The sequence below is a fragment of the Streptomyces yunnanensis genome (assembly GCF_029011865.1).
Classification (GTDB): Bacteria; Actinomycetota; Actinomycetes; order Streptomycetales; family Streptomycetaceae; genus Streptomyces; species Streptomyces yunnanensis.
The window spans coordinates 2,818,509-2,842,619 of sequence record NZ_CP095749.1; the positions used below are offsets into that span (position 1 = coordinate 2,818,509).

18 protein-coding genes are annotated in these 24,111 nt (G+C 72.1%); 4 read left to right on the top strand and 14 right to left on the bottom strand.

The genetic code is table 11. The annotated features are described in order from the left end of the window. The first annotated feature begins 27 nt into the window (after positions 1-27). A complete protein-coding gene (locus MOV08_RS12285) occupies positions 28-1,047 on the top strand; it encodes a sucrase ferredoxin (protein ID WP_275307495.1) in 1,020 nt (339 codons plus the stop codon). A 603-nt stretch (positions 1,048-1,650) separates the two neighbouring features. Here the strand turns inward: MOV08_RS12285 and MOV08_RS12290 are convergent. From MOV08_RS12290 to MOV08_RS12305, 4 genes are all read right to left on the bottom strand, one after another. Continuing rightward, on the bottom strand, positions 1,651-2,337 hold the full coding sequence (locus tag MOV08_RS12290; protein ID WP_275307496.1) for a response regulator transcription factor: 687 nt from the start codon (positions 2,335-2,337) through the stop codon (positions 1,651-1,653). Continuing rightward, positions 2,334-3,500, bottom strand: a complete 1,167-nt coding sequence (locus MOV08_RS12295) for a sensor histidine kinase (RefSeq protein WP_275307497.1) — start codon at positions 3,498-3,500, stop codon at positions 2,334-2,336. Before MOV08_RS12295 ends, MOV08_RS12290 begins: the two co-directional genes overlap by 4 nt. A 31-nt stretch (positions 3,501-3,531) precedes the next feature. Continuing rightward, a complete protein-coding gene (locus MOV08_RS12300; RefSeq protein ID WP_039632038.1) occupies positions 3,532-4,020 on the bottom strand; it encodes a DUF1453 family protein in 489 nt (162 codons plus the stop codon). A 159-nt stretch (positions 4,021-4,179) separates the two neighbouring features. After that, entirely contained in the window at positions 4,180-6,300 is a 2,121-nt protein-coding gene (locus MOV08_RS12305) for a DNA gyrase/topoisomerase IV subunit B (RefSeq protein WP_275307498.1), read from the bottom strand. A gap of 444 nt (positions 6,301-6,744) precedes the next feature. Between MOV08_RS12305 and MOV08_RS12310 the strand changes: the two genes are divergently transcribed. Further along, a complete protein-coding gene (locus MOV08_RS12310; protein WP_039632042.1) occupies positions 6,745-6,975 on the top strand; it encodes a DUF7455 domain-containing protein in 231 nt (76 codons plus the stop codon). Between the two features lie 151 nt (positions 6,976-7,126). Here MOV08_RS12310 and MOV08_RS12315 read toward each other — a convergent pair whose 3' ends face one another. The 9 genes from MOV08_RS12315 to leuC all read right to left on the bottom strand — a co-directional run bounded on the left by MOV08_RS12315 (position 7,127) and on the right by leuC (position 19,953). Further along, the gene (locus MOV08_RS12315) at positions 7,127-7,936 is read right to left on the bottom strand and encodes a serine protease (RefSeq protein WP_039632045.1); all 810 of its coding nucleotides are present in this window, start codon (positions 7,934-7,936) and stop codon (positions 7,127-7,129) included. A gap of 137 nt (positions 7,937-8,073) precedes the next feature. After that, positions 8,074-9,630: an RNA polymerase sigma factor gene (locus tag MOV08_RS12320; RefSeq protein ID WP_275307499.1), complete on the bottom strand. Its 1,557-nt coding sequence runs from the start codon at positions 9,628-9,630 to the stop codon at positions 8,074-8,076. A 395-nt stretch (positions 9,631-10,025) separates the two neighbouring features. Then, the gene (locus MOV08_RS12325) at positions 10,026-11,009 is read right to left on the bottom strand and encodes a FadR/GntR family transcriptional regulator (RefSeq protein ID WP_078875715.1); all 984 of its coding nucleotides are present in this window, start codon (positions 11,007-11,009) and stop codon (positions 10,026-10,028) included. Positions 11,010-11,643: 634 nt separating this feature from the next. Further along, positions 11,644-12,414: an NUDIX hydrolase gene (locus tag MOV08_RS12330; RefSeq protein ID WP_039632051.1), complete on the bottom strand. Its 771-nt coding sequence runs from the start codon at positions 12,412-12,414 to the stop codon at positions 11,644-11,646. A 47-nt stretch (positions 12,415-12,461) separates the two neighbouring features. Then, positions 12,462-14,456 (bottom strand): glycogen debranching N-terminal domain-containing protein, encoded by a 1,995-nt coding sequence (locus tag MOV08_RS12335; protein ID WP_078876201.1) that lies wholly within the window; start codon positions 14,454-14,456, stop codon positions 12,462-12,464. A gap of 215 nt (positions 14,457-14,671) precedes the next feature. Beyond that, positions 14,672-16,369 carry a DUF4192 domain-containing protein gene (locus MOV08_RS12340; protein WP_275307500.1) on the bottom strand — a complete coding sequence of 566 codons (1,698 nt, stop codon included), beginning with the start codon at positions 16,367-16,369 and terminating at the stop codon, positions 14,672-14,674. A 210-nt stretch (positions 16,370-16,579) separates the two neighbouring features. Then, on the bottom strand, positions 16,580-17,302 hold the full coding sequence (locus MOV08_RS12345) for an ArsR/SmtB family transcription factor (protein WP_275307501.1): 723 nt from the start codon (positions 17,300-17,302) through the stop codon (positions 16,580-16,582). Between the two features lie 422 nt (positions 17,303-17,724). Further along, positions 17,725-18,414 carry a 3-isopropylmalate dehydratase small subunit gene (gene leuD, locus MOV08_RS12350; RefSeq protein WP_275307502.1) on the bottom strand — a complete coding sequence of 230 codons (690 nt, stop codon included), beginning with the start codon at positions 18,412-18,414 and terminating at the stop codon, positions 17,725-17,727. A 45-nt stretch (positions 18,415-18,459) separates the two neighbouring features. Then, positions 18,460-19,953 (bottom strand): 3-isopropylmalate dehydratase large subunit, encoded by a 1,494-nt coding sequence (leuC, locus tag MOV08_RS12355; protein WP_078875716.1) that lies wholly within the window; start codon positions 19,951-19,953, stop codon positions 18,460-18,462. A gap of 280 nt (positions 19,954-20,233) precedes the next feature. Between leuC and MOV08_RS12360 the strand changes: the two genes are divergently transcribed. Then, the gene (locus tag MOV08_RS12360) at positions 20,234-21,382 is read left to right on the top strand and encodes an alpha/beta hydrolase (RefSeq protein ID WP_275311770.1); all 1,149 of its coding nucleotides are present in this window, start codon (positions 20,234-20,236) and stop codon (positions 21,380-21,382) included. Then, positions 21,369-22,598, top strand: a complete 1,230-nt coding sequence (locus MOV08_RS12365) for an acyltransferase family protein (RefSeq protein WP_275307503.1) — start codon at positions 21,369-21,371, stop codon at positions 22,596-22,598. The genes MOV08_RS12360 and MOV08_RS12365 overlap by 14 nt, the downstream gene beginning before the upstream one ends. A gap of 34 nt (positions 22,599-22,632) precedes the next feature. Here the strand turns inward: MOV08_RS12365 and MOV08_RS12370 are convergent, their stop codons facing one another. Next, entirely contained in the window at positions 22,633-23,982 is a 1,350-nt protein-coding gene (locus MOV08_RS12370) for a class II 3-deoxy-7-phosphoheptulonate synthase (protein ID WP_275307504.1), read from the bottom strand. Between the last annotated feature and the right edge of the window lie 129 nt (positions 23,983-24,111).

Genomic DNA, 24,111 nt, shown 5'->3' on the forward strand with positions numbered 1-24,111 from the left:
ATGGCCCTCCGGGTTAGGCTCACCTTTGTGAGCACATGCGCTACCGCTTCCCTCGAAGCGTCCGAACCTCTCGCCGGAACAGCAGCCACCGCCCAGACCTGGCTGCTGATCGAGCAGACCGGGCCATGGGGAGCCAAGGCGCTGGCGGACAGCCACCTCGACCCGCACGTCGGCCGGGCCCTGGAAGCCGCGGCAGAAGGTACTGGCGTGCGCGTTGCTCTCATCCGTCGGCCCGGGCGCCATGCCGACCTTCACGGCATCCCCCGGCGTCGGCTGTTCCTCGCGCACACCGCTCCCGGCCGTTCCTGGATCCGCACCACCATCGTCACCGACCCGCGAGCCGCGCTCGGGCTGGATTTCGCCGCCGCGGGAGCCGGAGACCATCTCGATCTCTGGGAGCCGTACACCGGCGAACCTGTGGTGCTTGTGTGCACCAACGGCAAGCGGGATCGCTGCTGTGCGCTCCTCGGCCGCCCGCTGGCCGCCGAGCTGGCCGCCGGGGGCGGCGCGACGTGGGAGGTGACGCACATCGGAGGTCACCGTTTCTCCCCCACGCTGTTCGTCCTCCCCTACGGCTACGCCTACGGACGCGTCTCGACTCAGCTGGTCAAGGATGTCGTGGAAGCTGCGCGAGGTGGTCTCGTCACGCTCGACCAGTGCCGGGGCCGTTCGACGTGGGACCGGCCGGCCCAGGCCGCCGACCTCGCGGTCCGCGAGCTGATCCGGGAGCGCCGCGCGGACGCACTCGACGTCGTACGGACCGATCCGGTGCGGCCCGAACCGGCCGGACCGGGGAGTGGCCACGGTCCGACGCCCGGAGACGGACCGATGGCGAACGCCGTTGACAGTTGGGCCGTTACCGTTGCGCACACGGACGGGCGAGGCTGGAGAGTCGTGGTCGATCAGCGGGCCGATGGTGCTCCTGCGCCCGCCAGCTGTGGTGCGCCGCTCGGTCCACCGACGCGTATGGCGGTCGCCTCCATCACCGCGCTCGCGGACGGCGTTGCTGCGGGGCAGTCCCGCTCGCCCGCGCTTCCGCCGTTCTGATTCCGGCGGTGGATCCGGCTCCGCCGCTTCGCCGCCTCGACGGGGGTTCCGTGCCGTGTCGACCGGTCCCGCGCCGGTCTCCACAGCACGGGCCAGCGCAAGCCCCAACGCCAGTCCCAGTGTCGCGGCGAACCCCAGGCTCAACATCGGCCCCATCGACCGCAGCACGGTTGCCATACTCCGGTTGCCCCGCACCCCCGCATCCGACGGCCCCGCGCCAGCGCCTGCAGCCCACATGTCTGCTCCCCTCCGCGCGCTGTCCCCGCGCGCACCCCGGCCGGTGCATTCACCCGCTCAACACGGCGCTGCCTGGCAGCCACCGAGCGACATGGGACGGACCACCGGCCTCGGACCTGACACTGCGAGGCTACGCACGCACAATCCGCAACCGCACCGGCTGTGGATAACTCCGCGTCGGCCCCGGCCCGGACTTCGCCGTGCGCTCAAGTCGTCCCGGCGTGAGCCCTCGCAGCGCGGGGAACCGCTCCCTGCCCATGGCCGCGGAGCGCCATCCGGCCCTCACGACGCCCGCGGCAAGGGCAACGGTCGCCGGCGCCACCAGCACTGTGCCGACGGGACCGGCCAGCGTCTCTCCGCGTCGACTCACCGTGCGGACGCCCCCGGAGGCTCCGCGAGGCCGTGCCGGTAGGCATAGTGGATCGCCTGCGCCCGGTCGCGTAGTCCCGCCTTGGCGAACAGGTTGTTGATGTGCGTCTTCACCGTCGCCGTGGAGACGTGCAGGGTACGGGCGATCTCCGGATTGGTCTGGCCCCCCGCCACGAGACGCAGCACCTCCACCTCCCTGGCGGTGAGCCCGTCCGGCGGCTCTGCGGGTGGTTCGGGACGGCTCGGTGCGGGCTCGGCGATGCGCTCCAGCAGGCGACGTTGGATCTTCGGTGACAGCCCCGCGTCGCCCGAGAGCACGTCGTCGATGGCGCGGACGATCTCGTCCCCGTCCGCGTCCTTGGTGAGGTACCCACGAGCGCCGGCCTGCAGGGCAGGAAAGAGCGAGTCGTCATCGGCATACGTGGTGAGCACGACGACCTGGGTTCCGGGATGGTCCGTGCGGATGCGGCGAGTGGCCTCGACACCATCGCAGCGCGGCATTCGCAGATCCATCAGGACGACGTCGGGGGCGAGTTCGGCAACGAGGCGGACGGCCTCGTCGCCATCGGCCGCCGAACCGACAACCTCGATGCCCGGCAGCAGCCCCAGCAGCATCACGATGCCCTCGCGTACCACCGTCTGGTCATCGGCCACGACCACACGCGTCGTTGTACACGCCGTCATGCGGGCACCTTCAACCGCACCACAAAACCCTCCTCGTCGGGGCCGGATTCCAGCGTTCCACCGAGGAGTTCGGCGCGCTCCCGCATCCCGAGGAGACCGTACCCGGAACCGCTCTTCGCGAGCTCACCCGGTTTGCCGCGACCGCCGAAGTCCCGCACCACCAGGCCCACGTTGCCCTCTTCGTACTCCAGCCGCATCCGCACCCGGGCTCCCGGTGCGTGCTTGCGCACGTTCGTCAGTGCCTCCTGGGCGACCCTCCGGATCGCGAGTCCCGCTTCCGCGGAGAGTGCGCGCGGCTCGCCCACGACGTCCAACTGCGCGCCCTCAGCGGCCGCCAGACGGCGTAGGAAGTCCTCGACCGGGGCCATCTCGCCGCGGAGGGCTGAAAGGGCCTCACGCGTGCCGTCAAGCCCTTCTCGCGCCATCCCCCGGCAGGCCGCCACCTGCTCCAGCAGCTGTTCGCGATCCGCCTCCAGATCGCTGCTGCGCTGGATCAGTTGCCGAGCCGCCTCCAGATGCACCAACTGGGCGCTCAGGCTGTGCGCGAGGACATCGTGGATCTCACGAGCGATCCGCCCCCGTTCGGCAAGGGCCGCAGTCTCCGCCTCGGCTTTGCGGGCCGCGCGCTCCTGGACCAGCAGCCGCTGCGTACTGCCGCGCGCCTCGGCGTCCAGGCGTACGACGTAGCCGGCCAGCGCCAGGCCCGTGGCGGTCACGGCGGTGGTCAGCCAGTTGTCGCTGTTCACCACGGCGAACGCACCGAGTGCGAGGGCGGAACACGGCACCGCGGCGCTGAGCGGCAGTCGCTCCATCGCCGTCATGGCGCAGGCGCACCACACGACGATCGCCGGCAAACGGGCGCCGACCAGAAAGAAGCCGAAGGCGGTGGCCTCCAGTAGGGCGAACAGCACGATGGAGGGCCAGATCCGCCGCTCCAGTGTCATCCGGAAGAAGCCTCGGAACGCCAGCACGGCGATGACGACTCCGGCACCCGCCGCGGCCAGTCCCCAACCGCTGAAGGCCCCTCCCCCGAAGGTGGCCCAGAGCAGGCCGACAAGCGCGATGACGCGGATGCCGCGGCCGATCCACAGACGAGTCTCGCTGAGGCCCTCCTTCGAGAGTGCCTCCCGCAACGGCCATCGCGTCCAGGCATTCGGCGGCACTTCGGGTCCTTTCGGTGCGCGGCGCAGGGCCTCAGCCCGCGACAGGGACACCGTACGTCCGCTGGAGCCCCTGGGCCCGCCAGGCGGTCACACCTGCACGGGTGAGCAGCATCGCGGCTACGGACAGCAGGGTCGACTGGCTGCTCTGGTGGACCCCCAGGACGGCGGCTACACCCATGAGTCCCAAGCGCAGCGCGATACCACCGAGCCATACGCCCGCCGCCGCCCAGGTTCCCTTGGTCCACACCGCGCCGTTCTCGTCCGTCCACAGGCGTGTGGTCCACGCCCAGGCCGCTCCACTGGCCAGTCCGATCAAGAGCGTCGCGAGCAGCAGCGCTACGGAGGCGGCGCGATGGGCGGGGTCCAGGAGGCCGGGCTGCCGCAGCGCCAGGAAGACCAGGATGACCGGCATCAGCCACCACTTCCTGCCCTCCGACGTGACGCGCTGCGCCGTGAACTGCCGTGCAAAGACGATCGCGACGATCGCGACGAGCACAGCGATGTTGAGCAAGCCGCTCATGGCCTGAAGCCTCCGTGGGACGGGGAATTTCGACGCTCCCGACGCTACGGAGAGAGCCCCGTGGCCCGGATCGGAGCCAGGGTGGGACATGGGTGGAAAGGGCGACGGGCGCCTCTCCACCCGTGGGTGGAGAGGCGCCCGTACCGCGCTGTGACCGGCTCAGGTGTCGATGCGTGAACGGTCCAGAGTGGCGGCGGAGTTGGTGATGAACTCCTTGCGGGGAGCGACTTCGTTGCCCATCAGGAGGTCGAATGCCTTCTCCGCGGCTTCGAGATCGCTGATGTTGATCCGCCGCAGGGTGCGGTGGCGCGGGTCCATGGTCGTCTCGGCGAGCTGGTCGGCGTCCATCTCACCGAGACCCTTGTAGCGCTGGATGCTGTCCTTGTAGCGGACGTTCTTGCGCTGGAGCTCCAGGAGGGTCTGTCGCAGCTCGTTGTCCGAGTACGTGTAGATGTACTTGTCCTGGCCCTTCTTGGGGCTGACCAGCTCGACACGGTGCAGCGGCGGGACGGCGGAGAAGACCCGGCCCTGTTCCACCATCGGCCGCATGTAGCGCTGGAAGAGCGTCAGCAGCAGGCAGCGGATGTGCGCACCGTCGACGTCCGCGTCGGCGAGGAAGATGACCTTGCCGTAGCGGGCGGCGTCGATGTCGAAGGTGCGCCCCGAGCCGGCCCCTATGACCTGGATGATGGCGCCGCACTCGGCGTTCTTCAGCATGTCCGAGACCGACGACTTCTGGACGTTGAGGATCTTGCCGCGGATCGGCAGCAGCGCCTGGAACTCCGAGTTCCGCGCCAACTTTGCGGTGCCCAGCGCCGAGTCGCCCTCGACGATGAACAGCTCGCTGCGGTCGACGTCGTCGCTGCGGCAGTCCGCCAGCTTGGCGGGCAGGGACGAGGACTCCAGTGCCGTCTTCCGCCGCTGGGCCTCCTTGTGCTGGCGAGCGGCGATGCGCGTACGGGCCGCGGCGACGATCTTCTCCAGTACGGAGCGGGCCTGCTGCTTGGCGTCCCTCTTGGTGGAGGTCAGGAACGCCTTGAGTTCCCTGCTGACCACCTGGGCGACGATCCGCGACGCGGCGGAGGTGCCGAGCACCTCCTTGGTCTGGCCCTCGAACTGGGGCTCCGCGAGCCGCACCGTGACGACGGCGGTGAGGCCCTCCACGGCGTCGTCCTTGACGACGTCGTCCTCGGCGACGCGCAGCAGCTTGCTGGCCCGCAGCACCTCGTTGACGGTCTTGGCCACCGAACGCTCGAACCCGGCGACGTGGGTGCCGCCCTTGGGGGTCGCGATGATGTTGACGAACGACTTGATCGTCGAGTCGTAACCGGTGCCCCAGCGCAGGGCGATGTCGACGCCCAGTTCACGGGTGACTTCGGTGGGTGTCATGTGGCCGCGCTCGTCGAGCACCGGCACGGTCTCCTTGAAGGTGCCCTGACCGGTCAGCCGCAGGACGTCGCAGACGGCCTTGTCCTGGGCGAGGTACTCGCAGAACTCGCTGATCCCGCCGTCGTAGCGGAACGTCTCTTCCGTCTTCCCGGCGCCGTCGATGCCGCGCTCGTCCCGGACCACGATGGTCAGGCCGGGCACCAGGAAGGCGGTCTGGCGGGCACGGGCGTGCAGCGTCTCCAGGGAGAGCTTGGCGTCCTTGAGGAAGATCTGCCGGTCCGCCCAGTAGCGCACCCGGGTGCCGGTCTTGGTCTTCGGGATGCGCTTGCCCTTGTGCAGCCCGTTGGCGGGCTCGAACGGGGCGTCCGGTCCGGATTGGGTGAAGGCACCGGGGACGCCGCGGCGGAAACTGATCGCGTGCGTCTTGCTGTTGCGGTCGACCTCGACGTCCAGCCGCGCGGAGAGCGCGTTGACCACCGAAGCGCCGACGCCGTGCAGACCGCCGGAGGCGGCGTAGGAGCCACCGCCGAACTTTCCGCCGGCGTGCAGCTTGGTCATCACGACCTCGACGCCGCTGAGCCCGGTCTTGGGCTCGACGTCGACGGGGATCCCTCGGCCGTTGTCCTGGACCTCCACGGACCCGTCGTCGTGGAGGATCACCTCGATGTGGTCACAGTAGCCGCCGAGCGCCTCGTCGACGGAATTGTCGATGATCTCCCACAGACAGTGCATCAGGCCGCGACTGTCCGTCGAGCCGATGTACATGCCCGGGCGCTTCCGGACGGCTTCCAGACCCTCAAGGACGAGCAGATGCCGCGCGGTGTAGTTGGAACCGTCCCGGTCTGCCCCGGTCAGCACTGCGGTGGACGGCACGGACATCTCGGCGGTCACGCGGTTCGCTCCTCGCTGAATTTCTGACAGTCCGCATTCCGCGGACTCGGTTGTGGCGGTGTCGCCGGTGAGAGGGTACCGAGGCCCAGTAGAGCCGATGTGACGCCACCCGTGAGCGTGACCATGGTAGTAGAATTTCGCTCGTACGTTCGATCGCTCGATAGGGTGACGTCCTAGTGACGTGCACATCACGTTCCCTTCGAGGCATGAACCATTTAGGCTCCGGGCACGTCCTCATCAACAACCGGCAAGCCAGCCGGGAGGGCAGACTTCAGCAACTAACGTGAATCAGACCACCACGCACTACGGCTCATTCGCCGCCACCCGGCAGCACCCGGCCCCTCGGAAGAAATTTTTCGAGGAAAAGGCACGAGCGGGAACGTTTTCGGCCTGGTTGGATGTTGACCCTGGTACGACAGCTCGTCGAGCTAGAGAAGAGGCGACGTGACTACTGTTCTGACACCCGCGAGCCCGCTGACGGCCGCTGACCGGTGCGACCGCTGCGGCGCCCAGGCATACCTGCGCGTCGTCCTGATGTCCGGCGGAGAACTGCTCTTCTGCGCCCACCACGGCCGCAAGTTCGAGCCAGAACTCAAGAAGATCGCCGCGGAAATACAGGACGAGACGGAGCGGCTCACGGCCACTCCAAGGTCTGCGTCCGAAGAGGAACGCTGACACATCGCAACCACGACGAGCGAGTAGCGGCTCAATGCCGTGCGGCGGGCGGACTTTCCGGCACGACCGGGGAGGCCGCCCGCACTCGTGCTCGCTGCGGCCTGCCCGCGTGGCCGGCGTCTTTGAGTCGGCGTCGCCCAGTCGGCGCCGTTCAGTCGGCGCCGTGCTCGAGTACGGCCGGGAGCAGCGCGGACGCCCGGGTGTAGACACCGGGGCTGCCCACGCGCCCGCAGCCGGTCCCCCACGACACCAGCCCCACCAGCTGGCCGCGCACAACCAGCGGCCCGCCGCTGTCCCCCTGGCAGGCGTCACGCCCGCCCTTCAGTTCCCCCGCGCACAGCATCGAGGTGGCCTTGTACGTGCCGTCGGCGCTGCCCGGGTAAGCCTGCGTGCACACGGCGTCGCGGAGCACGTTCACCTTGGCCGACCGCAGCCGTGATGCGTAGCTGCCGTCGCCCGTCATGTCGCCCCACCCGTAGACCCTGGCGGCGGCGCCAGGGTCGTAGACGCTGTCGTTGGGGCGCGCTATTTGAATGGGTTGGTTCGGGACTCTCTTCTGGAGGGTTATGACAGCCATGTCGCCCTCGTTGGTCCAGCTGTTGTAGTGCGGATTGACCCACACGTTGGCGATCTTTATCTCCTGGCCGCCCTTGCTGGTGAGGTTGTTGCGACCCACGACGACGCGCAGGTCCTTCACCTCCTGCCAGGGCAGTCCCAGGACTTCCCGGCCCAGGCAGTGCGCGGCCGTCACCACCGTCGCGTGCCCGACCAGCACACCGCCGCAGAACTGACCGGAGCGCCGGTTCCCGAACCGCTGGTGCGAGGCCAGGGCGACCGCCCAGGGGCTCTGAGAGAGGCGGACGGGCTTCCCCCCGACCACCAGGTCATCTGCGGCCGCTGAGGCCGGCACGGCGAGGATCAGGGCAAGCGCCCCGAGGGTGGCGCGTACGGTGGGGCGCATACGGACTCCCGACTCTGGGAAAGTGGTCGCCTACCCAGAGTGACCCAAACGGGCGCGCCCCGCACCCGGACGGCCGCGAGCCCGGCGCTCCACGGAGGTGGAGGGCCGGGCTCGCGGCACGATCGGAGCCGTCTCGACTAGTCGAGGTAGTCCCGCAGCACCTGGGAGCGCGACGGGTGGCGCAGCTTCGACATGGTCTTGGACTCGATCTGGCGGATCCGCTCACGGGTGACGCCGTAGACCTTGCCGATCTCGTCGAGGGTCTTGGGCTGGCCGTCCGTGAGGCCGAAGCGCATGGACACCACGCCGGCCTCGCGCTCGGAGAGGGTGTCCAGCACCGAGTGCAGCTGCTCCTGGAGGAGCGTGAAGCTGACCGCGTCGGCCGGGACGACCGCCTCGGAGTCCTCGATGAGGTCACCGAACTCGCTGTCGCCGTCCTCGCCCAGCGGGGTGTGCAGGGAGATCGGCTCGCGCCCGTACTTCTGGACCTCGATGACCTTCTCGGGGGTCATGTCGAGTTCCTTGGCCAGCTCCTCCGGGGTGGGCTCGCGGCCCAGGTCCTGGAGCATCTGGCGCTGGACGCGGGCCAGCTTGTTGATGACCTCGACCATGTGGACGGGGATACGGATCGTGCGGGCCTGGTCGGCCATGGCACGGGTGATGGCCTGGCGGATCCACCACGTCGCGTAGGTCGAGAACTTGTAGCCCTTGGTGTAGTCGAACTTCTCGACCGCACGGATCAGACCGAGGTTGCCCTCCTGGATCAGGTCCAGGAAGAGCATGCCGCGGCCGGTGTACCGCTTGGCCAGGGAGACGACCAGTCGGAGGTTGGCCTCCAGGAGGTGGTTCTTCGCCCGGCGGCCGTCCTCGGCGATGATCTCCAGCTCGCGCTTCAGCTTGGGCGCGAGCTTGTCGCTGTTGGCGAGCTTGTCCTCCGCGAACAGACCCGCCTCGATGCGCTTGGCGAGCTCCACCTCCTGCTCGGCGTTGAGAAGCGGGACCTTGCCGATCTGCTTGAGGTAGTCCTTGACCGGGTCGGCGGTGGCGCCGGCCGCGGCGACCTGCTGGGCGGGCGCGTCGTCCTCGTCCTCGTCCGACAGCACGAAACCGGCGTTCTCGGCGGTCTCGGCGTCGGTGGGCTCACCCTTGCCGGGCGCCGGGGTCTCCTCGGTCAGCTCGTCCTCGAGCAGATCGTCGACGTCCTTCTTGGACCCGGTCTTCTTCGCGGTGGCCTTCTTGGCCGTGGTCTTCTTCGCGACCGTCTTCTTGGCGGCCGTCTTCTTCGCCGCGGCCTTCTTCGCAGGCGCGGACTCGGACTCACCGAGGGCCGGATCCGCCATCGAGGCGGCGGCCGAGGCGGTGGTGGTCTTCTTCACCGTCGCGGTCTTGGCCGCGACGGTCTTGGTGGCGGTGCGCTTCGCCGGACTCTTCGCTGCGACGCTCTTGCGGGTGCGCTTGGGCGCCTCTGCGGCACTGACCATCAGCGTCACACCCTCCTCGTCGAGGATCTGGTTGAGGCTGCGCAGAACGTTCTTCCACTGGGTTGGCGGAATCTGGTCAGCCTCGAAGGCCCGACGCACGTCATCGCCGGCGATCTGCCCATCTGCCTTTCCCCGCTCGATGAGCGCCATCACAGACTCGGACTCGGCGATCTCCGGCGGGAGCGTACGGGATGTGCTGGCCGACACGAACAACCTCTCGGAACGTTGGAAACGGCTTCCGACCCCGTCCACTGTGGATCGGAGCCGACGACCGCCGGTGGGGATGGACCGACGGCGCAGGGGCAACCGGGGAGTTGAACAGCGCCACGAACGCCGCTCGTATTCCCTCCTCGGCTATCACCTCTTACGTCATCGCGCTTCCCCGGAGAGCGTTACGCCCAATCTGCGTGGCCCGAGTCACACCCCATAACGACCCATTCCCAGTCATATGCAGTGCAATCCTCTCAAAGTCTTCCGCCGGATCCGGACGACGCCCCGGATCCGGCGATCTTGTGCTCCTTCGGTACGTGTCGCGCGTCCTCGGCAGGGGCGCACGGGGCGCGAGTCCGCGCGGTGCTCACGGTCCGCACGTGGTCGGGTACGGGGCTTCAGTGCTCGCGCGGCGCGGGGACGACGTGGTCCACGGGCGTCCCGGCACCCTGGCCGCCGACCTCGCCATGGGCGGCGAGGAGCTGGCGCATCGCGGTCTCGGCGGCGGAGGCGTCGCCGGAGCCGATCGCGTCGACGACCCTCATGTGCTGACCCACGGACGTCTCGACCGGCCGCTCACAGCCGCTGCCGGGTCCACCGGAGACGTGCAGGGCGGAGGTGACGATGCCCGCGAGGTGCTCGAGCATGCGGTTGCCGGCGAGCTGGAGGAGCAGGGTGTGGAACTCGGCGTCGGCGCGGGCGAAGGTCATGGTGTCGCCCTGGGCCGCCGAGTGGCCCATGATCTCGACCATGTCGGCGAGCCGCTGCTGGATGTCCTCGCGGCCGTGGCCGGCGGCGAGCCGGGCGGCCAGCGGCTCGATCGTCCAGCGCAGCTCGCACAGCTCGCGGCGCTGGTCGTCGCGCTGCGGCCCGTAGGCGCGCCATTCGATGATGTCGGGGTCGAGGAGGTTCCAGTCGCTGACCGGGCGTACTCGGGTCCCCACGTTCGGGCGCGCGCTCACCAGGCCCTTGGCCTCGAGGACGCGCAGGGACTCGCGGACGACGGTGCGGGAGACCTCGAAGCGCTGACCGATCTCCTCGGGGACGAGCGGGCGGTCGGCGCCGAGGTCGCCGGAGACGATCATCTGGCCGAGCTGCTGGACGAGTTGGCCGTGGAGGCCGCGGCCGCGGCTGCCCGCCGCGCGCCGGCCGACCCGGCCGATGTCTGTCTCGGAGCCTTCCCAGACCGGCGAGACGCGCTCGGTGCGGTCCTGGCCGGCCGCGTTGGCGGCGTTGGCGTAGGGGTAGCGGTCAAGCTCGCCGGGGCCTGCGAGGCCGGTGTCGCCGGGGCGAGCCGCGGTCATCATGGTGTGCGCAAGGGTACTCACGCATCCTTTGTCGGCGACACCCTGAACGGCCTTGAGGTCTTTGGTGAAAAGCACACGAAAGGGTGATCGCCCGTTATCTCGCAATTGACGCTTTATCGGAAAGAAATGCGCTTTCGTCGGTGAGTTGTGGACAGCGGGCGCAACAACGGGGCCTGGAAGCGGACGTTTTGGCCGATCGGCGCCTCCGGCCCGTTAGCACGGTGAACACATAAGCGCAGACCAGGGCGGCGAGGGCAACACCCCTGCGCAGACTGCGGGTTGGGGCACCAGCGGCGCCATGTGCGGAAGACCTCGATCGGTTCCGGAAGGTGGTCGGAGCGCCTCGGGCGGAGTGTGGGGGCGGCGTCGAGCGCGGTCGTGCGCGTCGTGGTGCGCGGCGGCCAGTCGCTCTGGGGCGAGCGGGAGTTGGCGGACGTCGGCGGGGACTTCCGCGGGGGTCGTGGGGCGCGTGGCGGAGTTCGTCGGGGCGTTGCGCGGGAGAGGGGTGCCCGGCGATCACATGAGGCGAAGTCGCCGTGGTGGGTGGGTTGCCCGGGCGGCCGCTGCCGGGCGGGGCGCGGAGTCACCGGGGACGGTGAGTTCGGCGGCGGCTTCTTGACGGCGCGGGGAGGTGTGTACGCAGGCAGGCGGGTGGCGCGCGGCGGCGGCCGGTGCGAGGCCGGCCACCGTGGGGACGGCGCGGAGCGGGTCAGACCTCCGGGCGCAGCATCGGCGGGTTGAGGAGGGTCGCGCCGCCGGCGCGGAAGAGCTGGGCGGGGCGGCCGCCCTGGCGGGTGGTGGTGCCGCCGGTGGGGACCAGGAAGCCGGGGGTACCGGTCACCTTGCGGTGGAAGTTGCGGGGGTCCAGGGCGACGCCCCAGACCGCCTCGTAGACGCGGCGCAGTTCGCCGACGGTGAACTCCTGCGGGCAGAAGGCCGTGGCGAGCGAGGAGTATTCGATCTTCGAGCGGGCGCGTTCCACGCCGTCGGCGAGGATGCGCGCGTGGTCGAAGGCGAGCGGGGCGGTCAGGTCGCCTTCGCGGGTGTGGGCACTGCCCTCCTGGTCCAGGAGGGATTCGACGGGGGCCCAGCGGGCGCTGTGGGCGTCGCCGCCGGCCCGGGGCGCGGGCAGATCGGGGGCGAGGACGAGGTGCGCGACGCTGACCACGCGCATGCGGGGGTCACGCTTGGGGTCGCCGTAGGTGGCGAGTTGTTCGAGGTGCGCGCCGTAAGCGGGCGGCGGGCTGCCCTCCGGCGGGTAGGCGTGCAGGCCGGTCTCCTCGACGAGTTCCCGGGCCGCCGCCTCCGCCAGGTCCTCGTCGGCGCGGACGAATCCACCGGGCAGGGCCCAGCGGCCCTGGAACGGCGGCTCACCGCGGCGCACGGCCAGCGCGCACAGGGCGTGGCGGCGCACGGTGAGCACGACCAGGTCGACGGTGACGGCGAAGGGCGGGAAGGCCGACGGGTCGTAGGGAGGCATGCCGTGATCATAGTCGTCCGCCTGACGATAAACAGGTCATGCGGGCTTCAGGAGCCCAGTTGCAGACCGTCCGCGGCTTCCTCGACCATGCCCATGCCGAGCCGGCTGATCCGTACGGCGAAGGGCTGCTCGGCGAGGGTCAGTCCGGTCAGTTGCATCGCGCCGAGCGGGGGGTTGCCGAGCGGGCGCACGGCGACCGTCCCGGCCGGGACGTCGGGGCGCAGTCCGGCGAGGGCGAGGAGGATCTGCACCGCGCCGGCCGCCGCGACGGCCGCGGGGCGGCAGGCCGCCGGGTGCGGGGAGGGGACGCCGCCTGCGGTGCGCTGCTCCCCCGCGAACATCTCGGGCAGGCGGTGGCCGAAGCTCTCGGCGGCGTCGAGGATGCCCCTGGTCAGGGTGGCGGCGGCGGCCTCGTGACCGGCCGCCGCGAGTCCGGCGACGGCGACGGCGGTTTCGTGGACGCGGACCGCTCCGCTGCGGTGGCCGAACGGGTTGTAGCCGCTCTCCTTGGCGCCGAGTCCGCGCAGACCCCATCCGGAGTCCATGACAGGGGCGCGGAGCAGTCGGGCCAGTTGGTCGGTCCGGGCGGCGTCCAGCAGGCCGGGGGCGAAGGTTCCGCCGCCGAGCAGGCCGGTGTCGAGGAGGTGGGCGGCGGTGGCGCCGAGGTGCGGGACGGGGCGGCCGTCGGCGGTGAGCAGGGCGGCCGGGCGGCCGCCGGTACGGTCCTCCACCCAGAAGTCCGTGCGGAAGCGGGCGCGCAGGTCGGCCGCCCAGTCGCGGAGCGCGGGGGCGCCGGGGGATCCGCAGGCGTCCAGGAGATCGGCGCCGAGGAGGGCGGCGCGGTGGGCGTGGGCCTGGGTCTCGCAGCGGTAGGGGCCGTCGGGTGCGGGGTCGGGGAGGTAGCCGCCGCGGTCCGCGCCGCGCGGGTCGGTGGCCGTGCGCAGCCACTGCAGGCAGCGTTCGGCGGCGGGCAGCAGCCGCTCGGTCTCGTGGTCGGGCAGGCCCCAGCGGCGGGCCTCGGCCAGGACCGCCGGGAAGAGGAGGGTGGCTTTGATGCCGGTGCAGCCGGGCGGGGCGTGGGGTCCGGAGTCCCGGAGGGGGCCGGGAATTCGGCCGAAATCCGCTCCTGGGGTGGCTTGTTGGGTGCGAGCCAGGGTGCGCAGGGTGGCGGCGGCGAGCCGGGTGCCGAGGGGGAGCAGCATCCGGGCGGTCCACAGGGCCTCGGCGGGGGCGAGGCCGCAGCGCCAGGGGAAGCCGCCGGCGACGAAGACGTCCGTGGGCAGGGCCGGGTCGCGCATCAGCAGGCCGTGCAGATCGTCGAGGCTGCCCGCCATGAGGGCGTCGGCGCGGGGGTCGTCGCACTCCAGGCGGGCGGCGGACCAGGAGCGCGGGGGCCGTTCGCTGCGGGCGCGGGGGCCGGTGGGTGCGGTGCGCGGGCCGGGGACCGGGATCCGGCCGACCCGCCCGGCCGGGGCCGGTTGTCCGCCCGGGCCGTATTCCAGGCGGGGGTGGAGCTCGATGGTGCGCCGGCCGCCGGGGGGCAGCTCCAGTTCCCAGCGGAGCAGGCCCGCGGAGGCCAGGGCGTCCTGTGGTGCGGGGGTGGCGGTGACCGTCGCGTGGGCCCCGCGACCGGACCAGCGGAGGCCGGATCCGTGGACGGCGGCGCGGAGTTCGGGGCCGGGGAGGCCGACGGCGACGGCGCCCAGGTCCGCCAGGTCGGTGCCCAGGTGGATCTCGACCGGCAGCCGGACGGGTCGGGCGGCGCTGCTGTGGAAGGTGATCTGCTCGGTGCCGTCGGCGGACCGCAGCCGCTCCATCCGGATCTCCGGGTCCGGTCCGCGCTCGCCCGCTCTGCGGATCACGCCGGTGAACCGGGCGCGGTCCGCGCCGGTCAACCGCCCCTGGACGACGAGGGGTTCGCTGCCAGCGGCGCGTACCTCGCAGCGGGAGAGGATCCGTCGGCCGTCGCGGTAGCAGCCGTCCAGGCCCCGGCCGGTCAGCTGCCCCGTGGGGGACGACACGGCGAGCGAGGGAAGGGCCACGCAGACCAGTGCCGCGTGCACGGGCTGGGGCTGCGGCGGCCGGGCCGGCGCGGTGCGCCGCTCTCCGACGGGCCGGTGGGTCGGCTGGGTGGTGGGGACGATCCCTGGCACGCTCTGCGCTCCATGGTGAGGTGGGGGTCCTTTCGGACTACGCCACTCAGGTGAACGGTGCGGCCGGCGCCCAGGTCACGCCGGCCGCGTCCGGCTCCGCGCGGTCACCGCCGGCTTCGGTCACCGTCCCTTCCGGTCCGGCGGTCGCCCGATGCTCCGGTCGTGCGGGAGCCGGGGCCGGTGCCGCCCCGTGGGCCGCGGGTCCGGGCGGAGTCCCCCGGGCGCGGTGGGGTCGGGCGCTGCGCGGGTTGTCGTCGGCCCGCCGGGGGCGCGGCGGTGCCGTCGGCGGCGGTCTCGGCGGTCCGGGCCTCCTCGATCGCTTCGGTCGCCTCGGTCTCTTCGGTCTCGTCGGTCGCTTCGATCTCGTCGGGCTCGTCGGGCTCATTCGCCTCCTCGCGCTGCCGGCGCAGGCAGCGGCGCAGCGGCTCGGGGTCCAGGCCCTCGTTGATGGCGCGGTGCAGCAGTTGGGCGAAGAGGCAGTCGGGGTCGGCGGTCAGGGCGCGGCTGAGGGCGACGCGGGCGGCGGGGCCGTCCGCGGTGGACCAGCAGACCCAGCCGGCGAGGGTCAGGGGCGCCGCCGCGTGTTCGCCGTAGCCGCCGGTGCAGCGGCGGGCGAGGGCGCGCCAGAGCCTGAGGGCCGCCGCGGCGTCGGGGCCGTCCATCCATTCCGCGGCGCGGTCGCGGGTGGTGCGGTCCTGGAGGCCCAGGATGAGGGTGGCGGCCTCGGTGTCGGTGATCAGCGCGTCGTCGCAGGCGTCGCGGGCGCGGTTGCTGCCGGAGGGGGTGTCCTGACGGAACCGGTGGATCATCGCGGCGGTGCGTTCGAGGGTGGCGCGTTGGACGGCGGTGGCGCCGTCCGGGCGGAGCATCCGCGGCAGGAGTTCGGCGGCTGCTTCGTCCAGCGCCTTTTCCTGGTCGGCGCCGCGCCGTCCGGTGCGGGGCGCGAGCCGCGCCTCCATCTCCTTGAGCGAGCCGCGCACCTGCATTCCGGCGTAGGCGGCGGCCGCGGCCATGACGGACGTGCCGGGCAGGAACAGGGGGGTGCCGTCGGCGGGGCAACAGCGGTAGTCGGGGCAACAGTAGGACCAGTAGCGGCCGTTGGAGAGGCACAGGGCTTCCAGGACCGGTACGTCCAGGGCGCCGCAGGCGGTGCGCAGCCGCTGGGCCAGGGGGCGGAGGCGCTCCTTGACGTCCTGGCCGCTCTGGCCGGGCGCCGGTTCCCGGCAGAGGAAGACGAGAACGCCGACGAGGCGGTCGGCGCGCTTGCGGGCGCCGGAGATCAGGCAGTCGGCGAGTTGGTCGCCGACGTCGGGCCAGTGCGACGGGTCGGTGGGGATGCCGAGCCGGAGCCGGCCGCCGAACCGGGCGCGCTCGCCGTGCACGGCGACCATGACGATGCTGTCGTCCGGATAGAAGCCGAGGAGGTACGGCAGGGCGTCGGCGAGTTCGGCCGGGCCGCGCAGGGTGACCTGGGGCTCGGCGGGCGGGCCCGCGGCCGGGGCGGTGGGGTCGGCGGCGTCGGTGGGGCTCCCGGCCTCGGCGGGCGGGGGGTGGGCGCTGCAGGAGAGGGCGGGGCTCGGAGGGTCGTAGGGGGTGGGCGGCTGGTCGTGGGGTGTCGAGGGGGCGGGTGGGCTCGGGCGGGCCGGGGGCGGGGGTGCGGGATCGCCGTCGGTGGCGGTGGGCCCGTGGCCCGTCCCGACGGTGTGGGGGTCGGGGTCGTTGCGCGGGGCGCGGGTGGGCCGCGCCCCGTGCGGATGGGTGTCGTCGATGCCGGGCTCGTGTGGTTCGCTGTGCGGATTCATGGTGCGAAGATCCCGCGGTCGTGCGGCGCTCCGCGACCCCTGTGGATAACTCGTGGGCGAGGCGGTGCTCCGCCGTCTTCCGCCGTGCCGAGGGCCGGCGTGCCGCGCGGGGCGGGGCGGGTGGTCGGGAGGGCTCCGGAGTCCGAACCGGCGTCTGACTCCGGGCCCGTTCGCATCCGTCCGCAAGGGGGCGTGCGCCTTACGGAGGGTTCATCGTTGCGGGGAGCCGGCCGACCGTCGTGCGGCGGGCCGGCCGCTCAGGTCCCCGTGGAGGAGTGCGCCGCCGAGGGGGGTGAGGGTGTGCTGGACCTTGTTGAAGGTGCGCACGGTGGTGATCAGGCCGGCCGCGCGCAGGACCGAGGTGTGCTGGCTGGCCGCGGCGGAGGAGATCCCGACGCTCTCGCCGACCTCGGTGGTCGTACGGCTGCGGGTCAGGCTTTCGAGGACGGCCGCCCGGGTGCGGCCCACCAGGGCGTGCAGGGCGTGGTCGGCGCACTCCTTGGGTTCCCAGAGGGTCTCCGCCCAGTCGCTGTGCGCGGGAGTGGGGTAGACCAGGGTCACCTGGCAGGCGTCGTCGCCGTCGCCCAGGAGCGTGGGCGGGCGGCCGGCCAGGAAGAGGGAGGGGGCCAGGACCAGCCCGTCCGACTCCAGCTTCACGTCGTCGCCGGTGCCTGGTATTTCCAGGACCGGCGGCGTCCAGCGAATGGCCGGGTGGAGGGTGCCGAGCAGTTTGCCGACGCCGTCGCTGAGCATGATCTGGCCACGGGCGGTGCGGTCGGCGTGCAGTGCCCGGGCGATCGCGGCCCAGTAGGGCGCGACCGCATGGGCGTGGAACTCCTCCAGATCGCGGACGACTTGTGGCCGAACGGGTCGATCGGCGTGGTCGGCGCCGGTCGGCGACTCGTTGCCGTCGCGCCGCAGGACCTGATCCATATCCGGTAACGGCCGTATGACCTGTGCAAGTTTCACCAATGCGCGGATATTCGCCGTACTTCCTATCCGCTTGCGCCATGGCTTGAAAACGGGACCACCCCCGCCCACGCTGAGCATTTCCAGCGCGAAGAGGGCCTCCCGTAACTGGCTGACCTCGGGTGAAACTCTGGTCCTTGACAAGCTTTCTGACGTAAAGTATATGCGACGCATACTCCCCCGCAGGATCCGTGCGCATCGTCGACCCGGTCTTGGTTTCACCGGCGACTAGCCGCTCCACCACCGTCCAACTCGCAAGTCCATTCGACGCTATCACGAGCCAAACCGGTTGGCATTCGACAACTCTCAGAAACCCGTGTGGCCTTGGGGTATCCGGCAGTTGGCACAACCATGAGGGTTCAGCTGACTGCACCTTGACGGTGGTGTCAGCCAGTCGGGCGCAACGTGGGCAGCCAGTCGGGGCGGCCCGCCTCATACCGCGCGATCGAGGCGTCGCGCTGCAGAGTGGCCGAAATGGCATCCTGGCCCTTGAGGAGGAGTTGCCGGGCCCGTTCGTTCACGGTGAAGTCCCAGCCGTCCGCCCCCTCGTGACGTCCCGTCGTCAGCCGGCAATTCACCAGGTCGACGGTGATTTCCCGCTCCGGGTCCCGCTCCACCCCGGCCATCAGGAGTTCCACGACCGACAGCGGTTGGTCCACCGGCAGCAATCCGTTGTTCATCGCGTTGCGCTGGAAGATGTCACCGAAACCGGTGGCGATCACGACCCGGAACCCACCGTCTTTCAGCGCCCATACGGCGTGTTCCCGGGAGCTGCCGATTCCGAAGTTGCGGCCCGCCAGGAGCACTCCGGCGCCCCGGTGCTCGGGGCGGTCCACAATGAAGTCGGGTTCCTTTCGCCAACGGGCGAACAGCGCGTCCGCATAACCGCTTTTCGTTACCCTCTTGCAGAATTCGGCGGGCACGATCTGATCGGTGTCGATATTGTCCCGGCGCAGGGCGACCGCCCGCGCGGTGTAGACCTGAAAAGGCGTCGGGCCGGCCGGTGGGTGGTTTTCCGGGGAGGGCTCCGGCGTCCGTTCCGGCATCGGGTGCGAAGAGGGGGGCGAGGCGGTCAACGGGACTCCGTTCCTTTCGTCCTACGGGGGCCGGTCCTCGGGGCGCTACGGGACCAGGTCGGCCGGTGCGGCGAGACGGCCGACCACGGCGGTCGCGGCGGCCACGGACGGCGAGACGAGGTGGGTGCGGGCCTGCCCGCCCTGGCGGCCCTCGTAGTTGCGGTTCGAGGTGGAGGCACAGCGCTGGGCGCCGCGCAGCCGGTCGGCGTTCATGCCCAGGCACATCGAGCAGCCGGGCAGCCGCCATTCGCCGCCGGCGGCGGTGATCACCTCGTCCAGGCCCTCCCGCTCGGCCTGGGCGCGCACCTGCGCGGAACCCGGGACCACGATCAGTCGGGTGCCGTCGGCGACCCGGCGGCCCCGCAGCACGCCGGCGGCGGCCCGCAGGTCCTCGATCCGGCCGTTGGTGCAGGAGCCGAGGAAGACCACGTCGATGGCCAGTTCGCGCAGGGCGGTGCCGGGCGTGAGGCCCATGTAGTCCAGGGCGCGGTGGGCGGCCTGGCGGGCCTGGGGGTCGGCCAGTTCCTCGGGGTCCGGGACGACGCCCGCCACCGGGGCGACCTGGGCGGGGTTGGTGCCCCAGGTGACCAGCGGGGTGAGGGCGGAGACGTCCACGGTGACCGTGCGGTCGAAGGTGGCACCGGGGTCGGTGTGCAGGGTGCGCCAATGGGCCAGCGCGGCGTCCCGCCGGGCGCCCTCGGGGGCGTGCGGGCGCCCCGCCAGGTAGGCGAAGGTGGTCCGGTCGGGGGCGATCAGGCCCGCGCGGGCGCCGGCCTCGATGGTCATGTTGCACAGCGTCATCCGGGCCTCCATGGACAGCCCGCGGACGATCTCGCCCCGGTATTCGATCATGTGGCCGCGGCCGCCGTTGGTGCCGATCCGGGCGATCAGCGCGAGGATCAGGTCCTTGGCCCCGACCTCGGGCGGCAGCGTCCCGGTGAACTCGACTGCCATGGTGCGGGGGCGGTCGATCGCCAGGCACTGGGTGGCCAGCACGTGCTCGACGTCGCTGGTGCCGATGCCGAAGGCGAGGGCGCCGAACGCGCCGTGGGTGGAGGTGTGGCTGTCGCCGCAGACCACCGTCATCCCCGGTTGGACCAGGCCCAGTTGGGGTCCGACGACGTGGACGATGCCCTGGCGGTGGTGGCCCATCGGGTAGAGCTCGACGCCGTGGGCCGCGCAGTTGGCGCGCAGGGTGTCGAGCTGGGTGCGGCTGACGGGGTCGTGGACCTCGTGGGTGTCGGTCGGGACGTTGTGGTCCTCCAGCGCGAGGGTCAGCTCGGGGCGGCGCACACCGCGGCCGGCGAGGCGGAGTCCGTCGAACGCCTGGGGGGAGGTGGCCTCGTGCGTGAGGTGCAGATCGACGTAGAGCAGATCGGGCTCGCCCGGCGCCCGGTGGACGACATGGCTTTCCCACAGTTTCTCGGCGAGCGTTCTCGGTTCGGCTGCGGTTTCCGGTGCGGCGGGCGCTTCCGGTGCGGTGCTCTTCCCCGGGGCGGTGGTGCCGGATCGTTCGGCGGTCGTTCTCGGGATGCTCATCGGATTCCCCCGGCCCAGCTTCCGGTCCGTTCGGCCGGTGGGCGAACGGCAGACGAATTTCCCGAAGGCTTTCATCGGGCCCCGGCACCGGCCAGGGCATTAAGCCGAGGCCGAATGTTCCAGGTGGCCCCACCCGGGGTGGGGGTAGCCCCCGGTGCACCAAGTACAGCTGACCCCACGGTGGTTGGCCTGCTGACGTCACTGTGTTCCCGGCTTCTCACGGCCAGCATGAAGGGCGGCCGGGCCGTGCGCGTCCGGGCGGAGAGGGGACGTGACCGACATGCTCGGCAAGAGGCGGCTGACACGTGTGATCGGGCTGGTTCTCCTCTCCGTCGTGGGTACCGGCGGCTGGGTCGCGGGCAGTGCGCAGCAGGCCGTCACGGGCCCGCCGCCGGGCACCGCCGCCTGGCGCGCGGACCGTTCCCTGGGCCGGGCGCTGCCCGATCCGGCGGGCGCCGCACCGCGGGAGGTGGCGGCTTTCTTCGCGCGGTTGGACGGTGTGCGGCGGGAGGAGTTGGCGGCGCGCCACCCGCTGGTCGTGGGAAATCTCGACGGGGCTCCGCTTTCCCTGCGCTATCGGGCCAATTCCCTGGCGATAAGGGCCGAGGAGGAGAAAGCGGAAAGGCGGGGGGACGGGCGGAGCGCCGCGCGGTACGCCGCTTTCCTCCGGCCCGGGCGGCGGATTCTCGCCTTCGATCCGCGCGGGCGCGGCCAGCTCGCCGAGGTCTACGGTGATGTGGCGGCGGCGCGGCGGACGGCCGTCGTCGTGCCCGGTTCCGATATCGATCTCGGGTCGTTCGAGCGGGCCGAGGATCCGTACGGCACGCCGTCCGGTATGGCGCGGGCGTTGCGCGCCAAGATGGCCGAAAACACCCCTGGCACGCCGACGGCGGTGATCGCCTGGGCGGGGTACACGACCCCGGTCGGCCTGGGCCCGGATGCCGCCACCGGCCGCCTGGCCGAGGCCGGCGCGCCCCGGCTGAACCGCCTCCTGGCCGGTCTGCAGGCCCTCGGCCGGCCCGCGCCCAGCGTGTTCTGCCACAGCTACGGCTCGGTCGTGTGCGGGGTGGCGGCACCGGCCACGGCCCCGGGCGCCGTCGCCGACCTGGTCTTCCTCGGCAGCCCCGGCACCCGCGCGGACACCGCCGCCGGTCTGCGCAGCACCGCCCGCGTCTGGGCGGCCCGGGACGCCACCGACTGGATCGGCGACGCCCCGCACACCCGCCTGCTGGATCTGGGCCACGGCCCGGACCCCACCGATCCCGCCTACGGTGCGCGTCGCGTCTCCGCCGACCGCGCCCGGGGCCACACCGGCTATTTCGCCCCCGGCACCGATTCCCTGGCCAACTTCGCCGACATCACCCTCGGCGCGTACCGCGCCGTCCGCTGCGCCGCCGATCGGCAGGAGTGCCGCCATGACCTCGGTTGATCTGCTGGCCCCGGTGCGCCGTGCGGTCGCGGCGGTGGACGCCCGCACGCCGGCCGGCCGGGACCGCGCCCTGGACGGTCTGCGGGCCCTCGCCCTGCTGTCCGTACCGACCGGCCACTGGCTGCTCGGCGGCTTCACCCGCGACGCGGACGGCGCCCTGCACAACGCCAGCCCGCTGACCGTCCTCGGTTTCCTCGCGCCGCTGAGCTGGGTGCTGCAGATGCTCGGGGTCTTCTTCCTGGTCGGCGGCCATGCGTCGGTGCTCTCGTACCGGCGGGCCGCCGCGCGCGGCACGTCCACGGCCCGGTGGCTGCGCGGGCGGCTGGCGCGACTGGGCCGTCCGGTGCTCGGGGTGACGGCGGTATGGGCCGCGCTGTTGCCGCTGCTGTCCGTGCTGGGGGTGCCGGCCGCCACGCTGCGCACCGGGGCGACGCTGGTCGTCCAGCCGCTGTGGTTCGTCGGCGTCTATGCGGGAGTGACGGCGCTGACCCCGTACTGCGCGCGGGCCGCGCGGCGGCTGGGCGGCTGGGCGGCGGCGCCGCTGCTCGGCTGCGTCGCCATGGTCGATCTGCTGCGCTACGGGCCGTTCGCGGCGGCGATGCCCGGTTGGCTGGGCCTGCTCAACCTCCTCCCCGGCTGGCTGTTCGCCTATCAACTCGGCGTGAGCTGGGGCGAGAAGCGGCTGGGGAAACGGGCCGGGTGGGTGCTGCTGGCCGGTGGCGCCGCGCTGTTCGCGCTGCTGCTCCTCGTCTTCCACTACCCCGCGAGCATGGTCGGCGTCCCCGGCCGGGACCGCACCAACTCCCATCCGCCGTCGCTCCTCGTCCTGGCGCTGGCCGCCGCCCAGTCCGGTGCCGCCGTGCTGCTGCGCGACCGCCTCGGCCGGCTGCTGCGCCGCCCGGCCCTGTGGGCGCCGGTCGTCCTGATCAACCTCTCGGCGATGACCCTCTTCTGCTGGCACCAGACGGCGATGCTCGCCGCGGCCGTGCCGGGCTCCTTCTTCGGCGCGGTGCCGGGGCTGACCACGGCGCCCGTCGGTCTGCCGTGGCTCGTGGCCCGGCTGGCGTGGTTGCCCGTCTTCGCGGCGGCGCTGCTCCTGATCGGGTGGTACGCGCGGCGCTTCGAGGCCCCCTGGACCGGGGCGACCAGGGGGCGGCGAGCCGCCGCCGCGCTGCTCGCCACCGGGTTCGCGCTCTACACGGTCGCCGGATGGTGACCGCGCGGCCCGGCGCGCGGCCCGGCGCGGGGAGTCAGTCGCGGAGCATCTGGGCCACCAGGAAGGCCAGTTCGAGGGACTGGCGGTGGTTGAGCCGGGGGTCGCAGGCCGTTTCGTAGCGGCGGGGGAGGTCGGCGACCAGGACCTCGTCGCCGCCGCCGATGCACTCGGTGACGTCGTCGCCGGTGAGTTCGACGTGGAGGCCGCCGGCGTGGGTGCCCAGGGCGCGGTGCACCGCGAAGAAGCCCTCGACCTCGCTGAGGATGTCGTCGAAGCGGCGGGTCTTGTGGCCGCTGGGGGCCTCGAAGGTGTTGCCGTGCATGGGGTCGCAGACCCAGGCGACGGGGGCGGCCTGCGCGGTGACCTTCTCCACGAGGGTGGGCAGCCGGTCGCGGACCGCGGCGGCGCCCATCCGGACGACGAAGGTCAACCGGCCCGGTTCGGCGGTGGGGTTGAGTTTCTCGCTGTAGGCCAGGGCCTGGTCGGCCGTGGCGTTCGGGCCGAGTTTGACGGCGATGGGGTTGCGGATGCGGGAGAAGTACGCGACGTGGGCGCCGTCCAGGTCGCGGGTGCGCTCGCCGATCCACAGGAGGTGGCCGCTGCCGGCGTACGGGAGGCCGGTGCGGGGGTCCGTGCGGGTCAGCGCGGCCTCGTAGTCGAGCAGGAGGCCCTCGTGGCCGGCGAAGAACTCGACGGCCCGTAGTTCCCGGGGGGCGACGCCGCAGGCCGCCATGAAGCGCAGCGAGCGTTCGATCGCGTCGGTCAGCTCCTCGTAGCGGCGGCCGGCGGGCGCGTCGGAGACGAAGCCGCGGTTCCAGGTGTGGGCCCGGTGGAGGTCGGCGTAGCCGCCGGTGGCGAAGGCGCGGACGAGGTTGAGGGTGGCGGCCGACGCCTCGTACGTCCGGCGCAGTCGGCGGGGGTCGGGGCGGCGGTCGGCGGCCGTGAAGGCCAGGCCGTTGACGGCGTCGCCGCGGTAGGCGGGGAGGGTGACGTCGCCCTGGGTCTCGGTCGGCCGGGAGCGGGGTTTGGCGTACTGGCCGGCGATCCGGCCGACCTTGACGACGGGGACGGCGGCCCCGTAGGTCAGCACCACGGCCATCTGGAGGAGGGTGCGCAGTGTGCGGTTGATGGCGTCGGCGGTGACCGCGGCGAAGGTCTCGGCGCAGTCGCCGCCCTGGAGCAGGAACGCCTCGCCGCGGGCGACCGCGGCCATCCGTGCGCGCAGTCGGTCGCACTCCTCCGGGAAGACCAGTGCGGGGGCGCGGGAGAGCCCGTCGGTGACCTCGCGCAGCAACTCCCGGTCGGGCCAGTGGGGTTGCTGGGCGGCCGGGCGGCCGCGCCAGGCGTCGGGGGTGGTGGGTGGGGGCGGGTGGTGCGTCGTCATCGCGGGCCTTCGCTAGGGGTGGGAACCGACGGAATGCGCCTGGATTCGCTGCGGTGGGCGCCACTGCCGAAAGGATTCCAACCCGTCCCGCGGAACGCGGTCAAGCGCCCTCGGAGTGGACTGCTGCGG

Bases quoted from the DNA above. Each gene is read 5' to 3' on its own strand.
- leuC (WP_078875716.1), bottom strand. From the start codon at position 19,953: ATGAGCATCCCGAGAACGACCGCCGAACGATCCGGCACCACCGCCCCG.
- MOV08_RS12300 (WP_039632038.1), bottom strand. From the start codon at position 4,020: ATGAGCGGCTTGCTCAACATCGCTGTGCTCGTCGCGATCGTCGCGATC.
- MOV08_RS12340 (WP_275307500.1), bottom strand. From the start codon at position 16,369: ATGAATCCGCACAGCGAACCACACGAGCCCGGCATCGACGACACCCAT.
- MOV08_RS12365 (WP_275307503.1), top strand. From the start codon at position 21,369: ATGACCTCGGTTGATCTGCTGGCCCCGGTGCGCCGTGCGGTCGCGGCG.
- MOV08_RS12290 (WP_275307496.1), bottom strand. From the start codon at position 2,337: ATGACGGCGTGTACAACGACGCGTGTGGTCGTGGCCGATGACCAGACG.
- MOV08_RS12360 (WP_275311770.1), top strand. From the start codon at position 20,234: ATGCTCGGCAAGAGGCGGCTGACACGTGTGATCGGGCTGGTTCTCCTC.
- MOV08_RS12370 (WP_275307504.1), bottom strand. From the start codon at position 23,982: ATGACGACGCACCACCCGCCCCCACCCACCACCCCCGACGCCTGGCGC.
- MOV08_RS12330 (WP_039632051.1), bottom strand. From the start codon at position 12,414: ATGCCTCCCTACGACCCGTCGGCCTTCCCGCCCTTCGCCGTCACCGTC.
- MOV08_RS12345 (WP_275307501.1), bottom strand. From the start codon at position 17,302: ATGGATCAGGTCCTGCGGCGCGACGGCAACGAGTCGCCGACCGGCGCC.
- MOV08_RS12315 (WP_039632045.1), bottom strand. From the start codon at position 7,936: ATGCGCCCCACCGTACGCGCCACCCTCGGGGCGCTTGCCCTGATCCTC.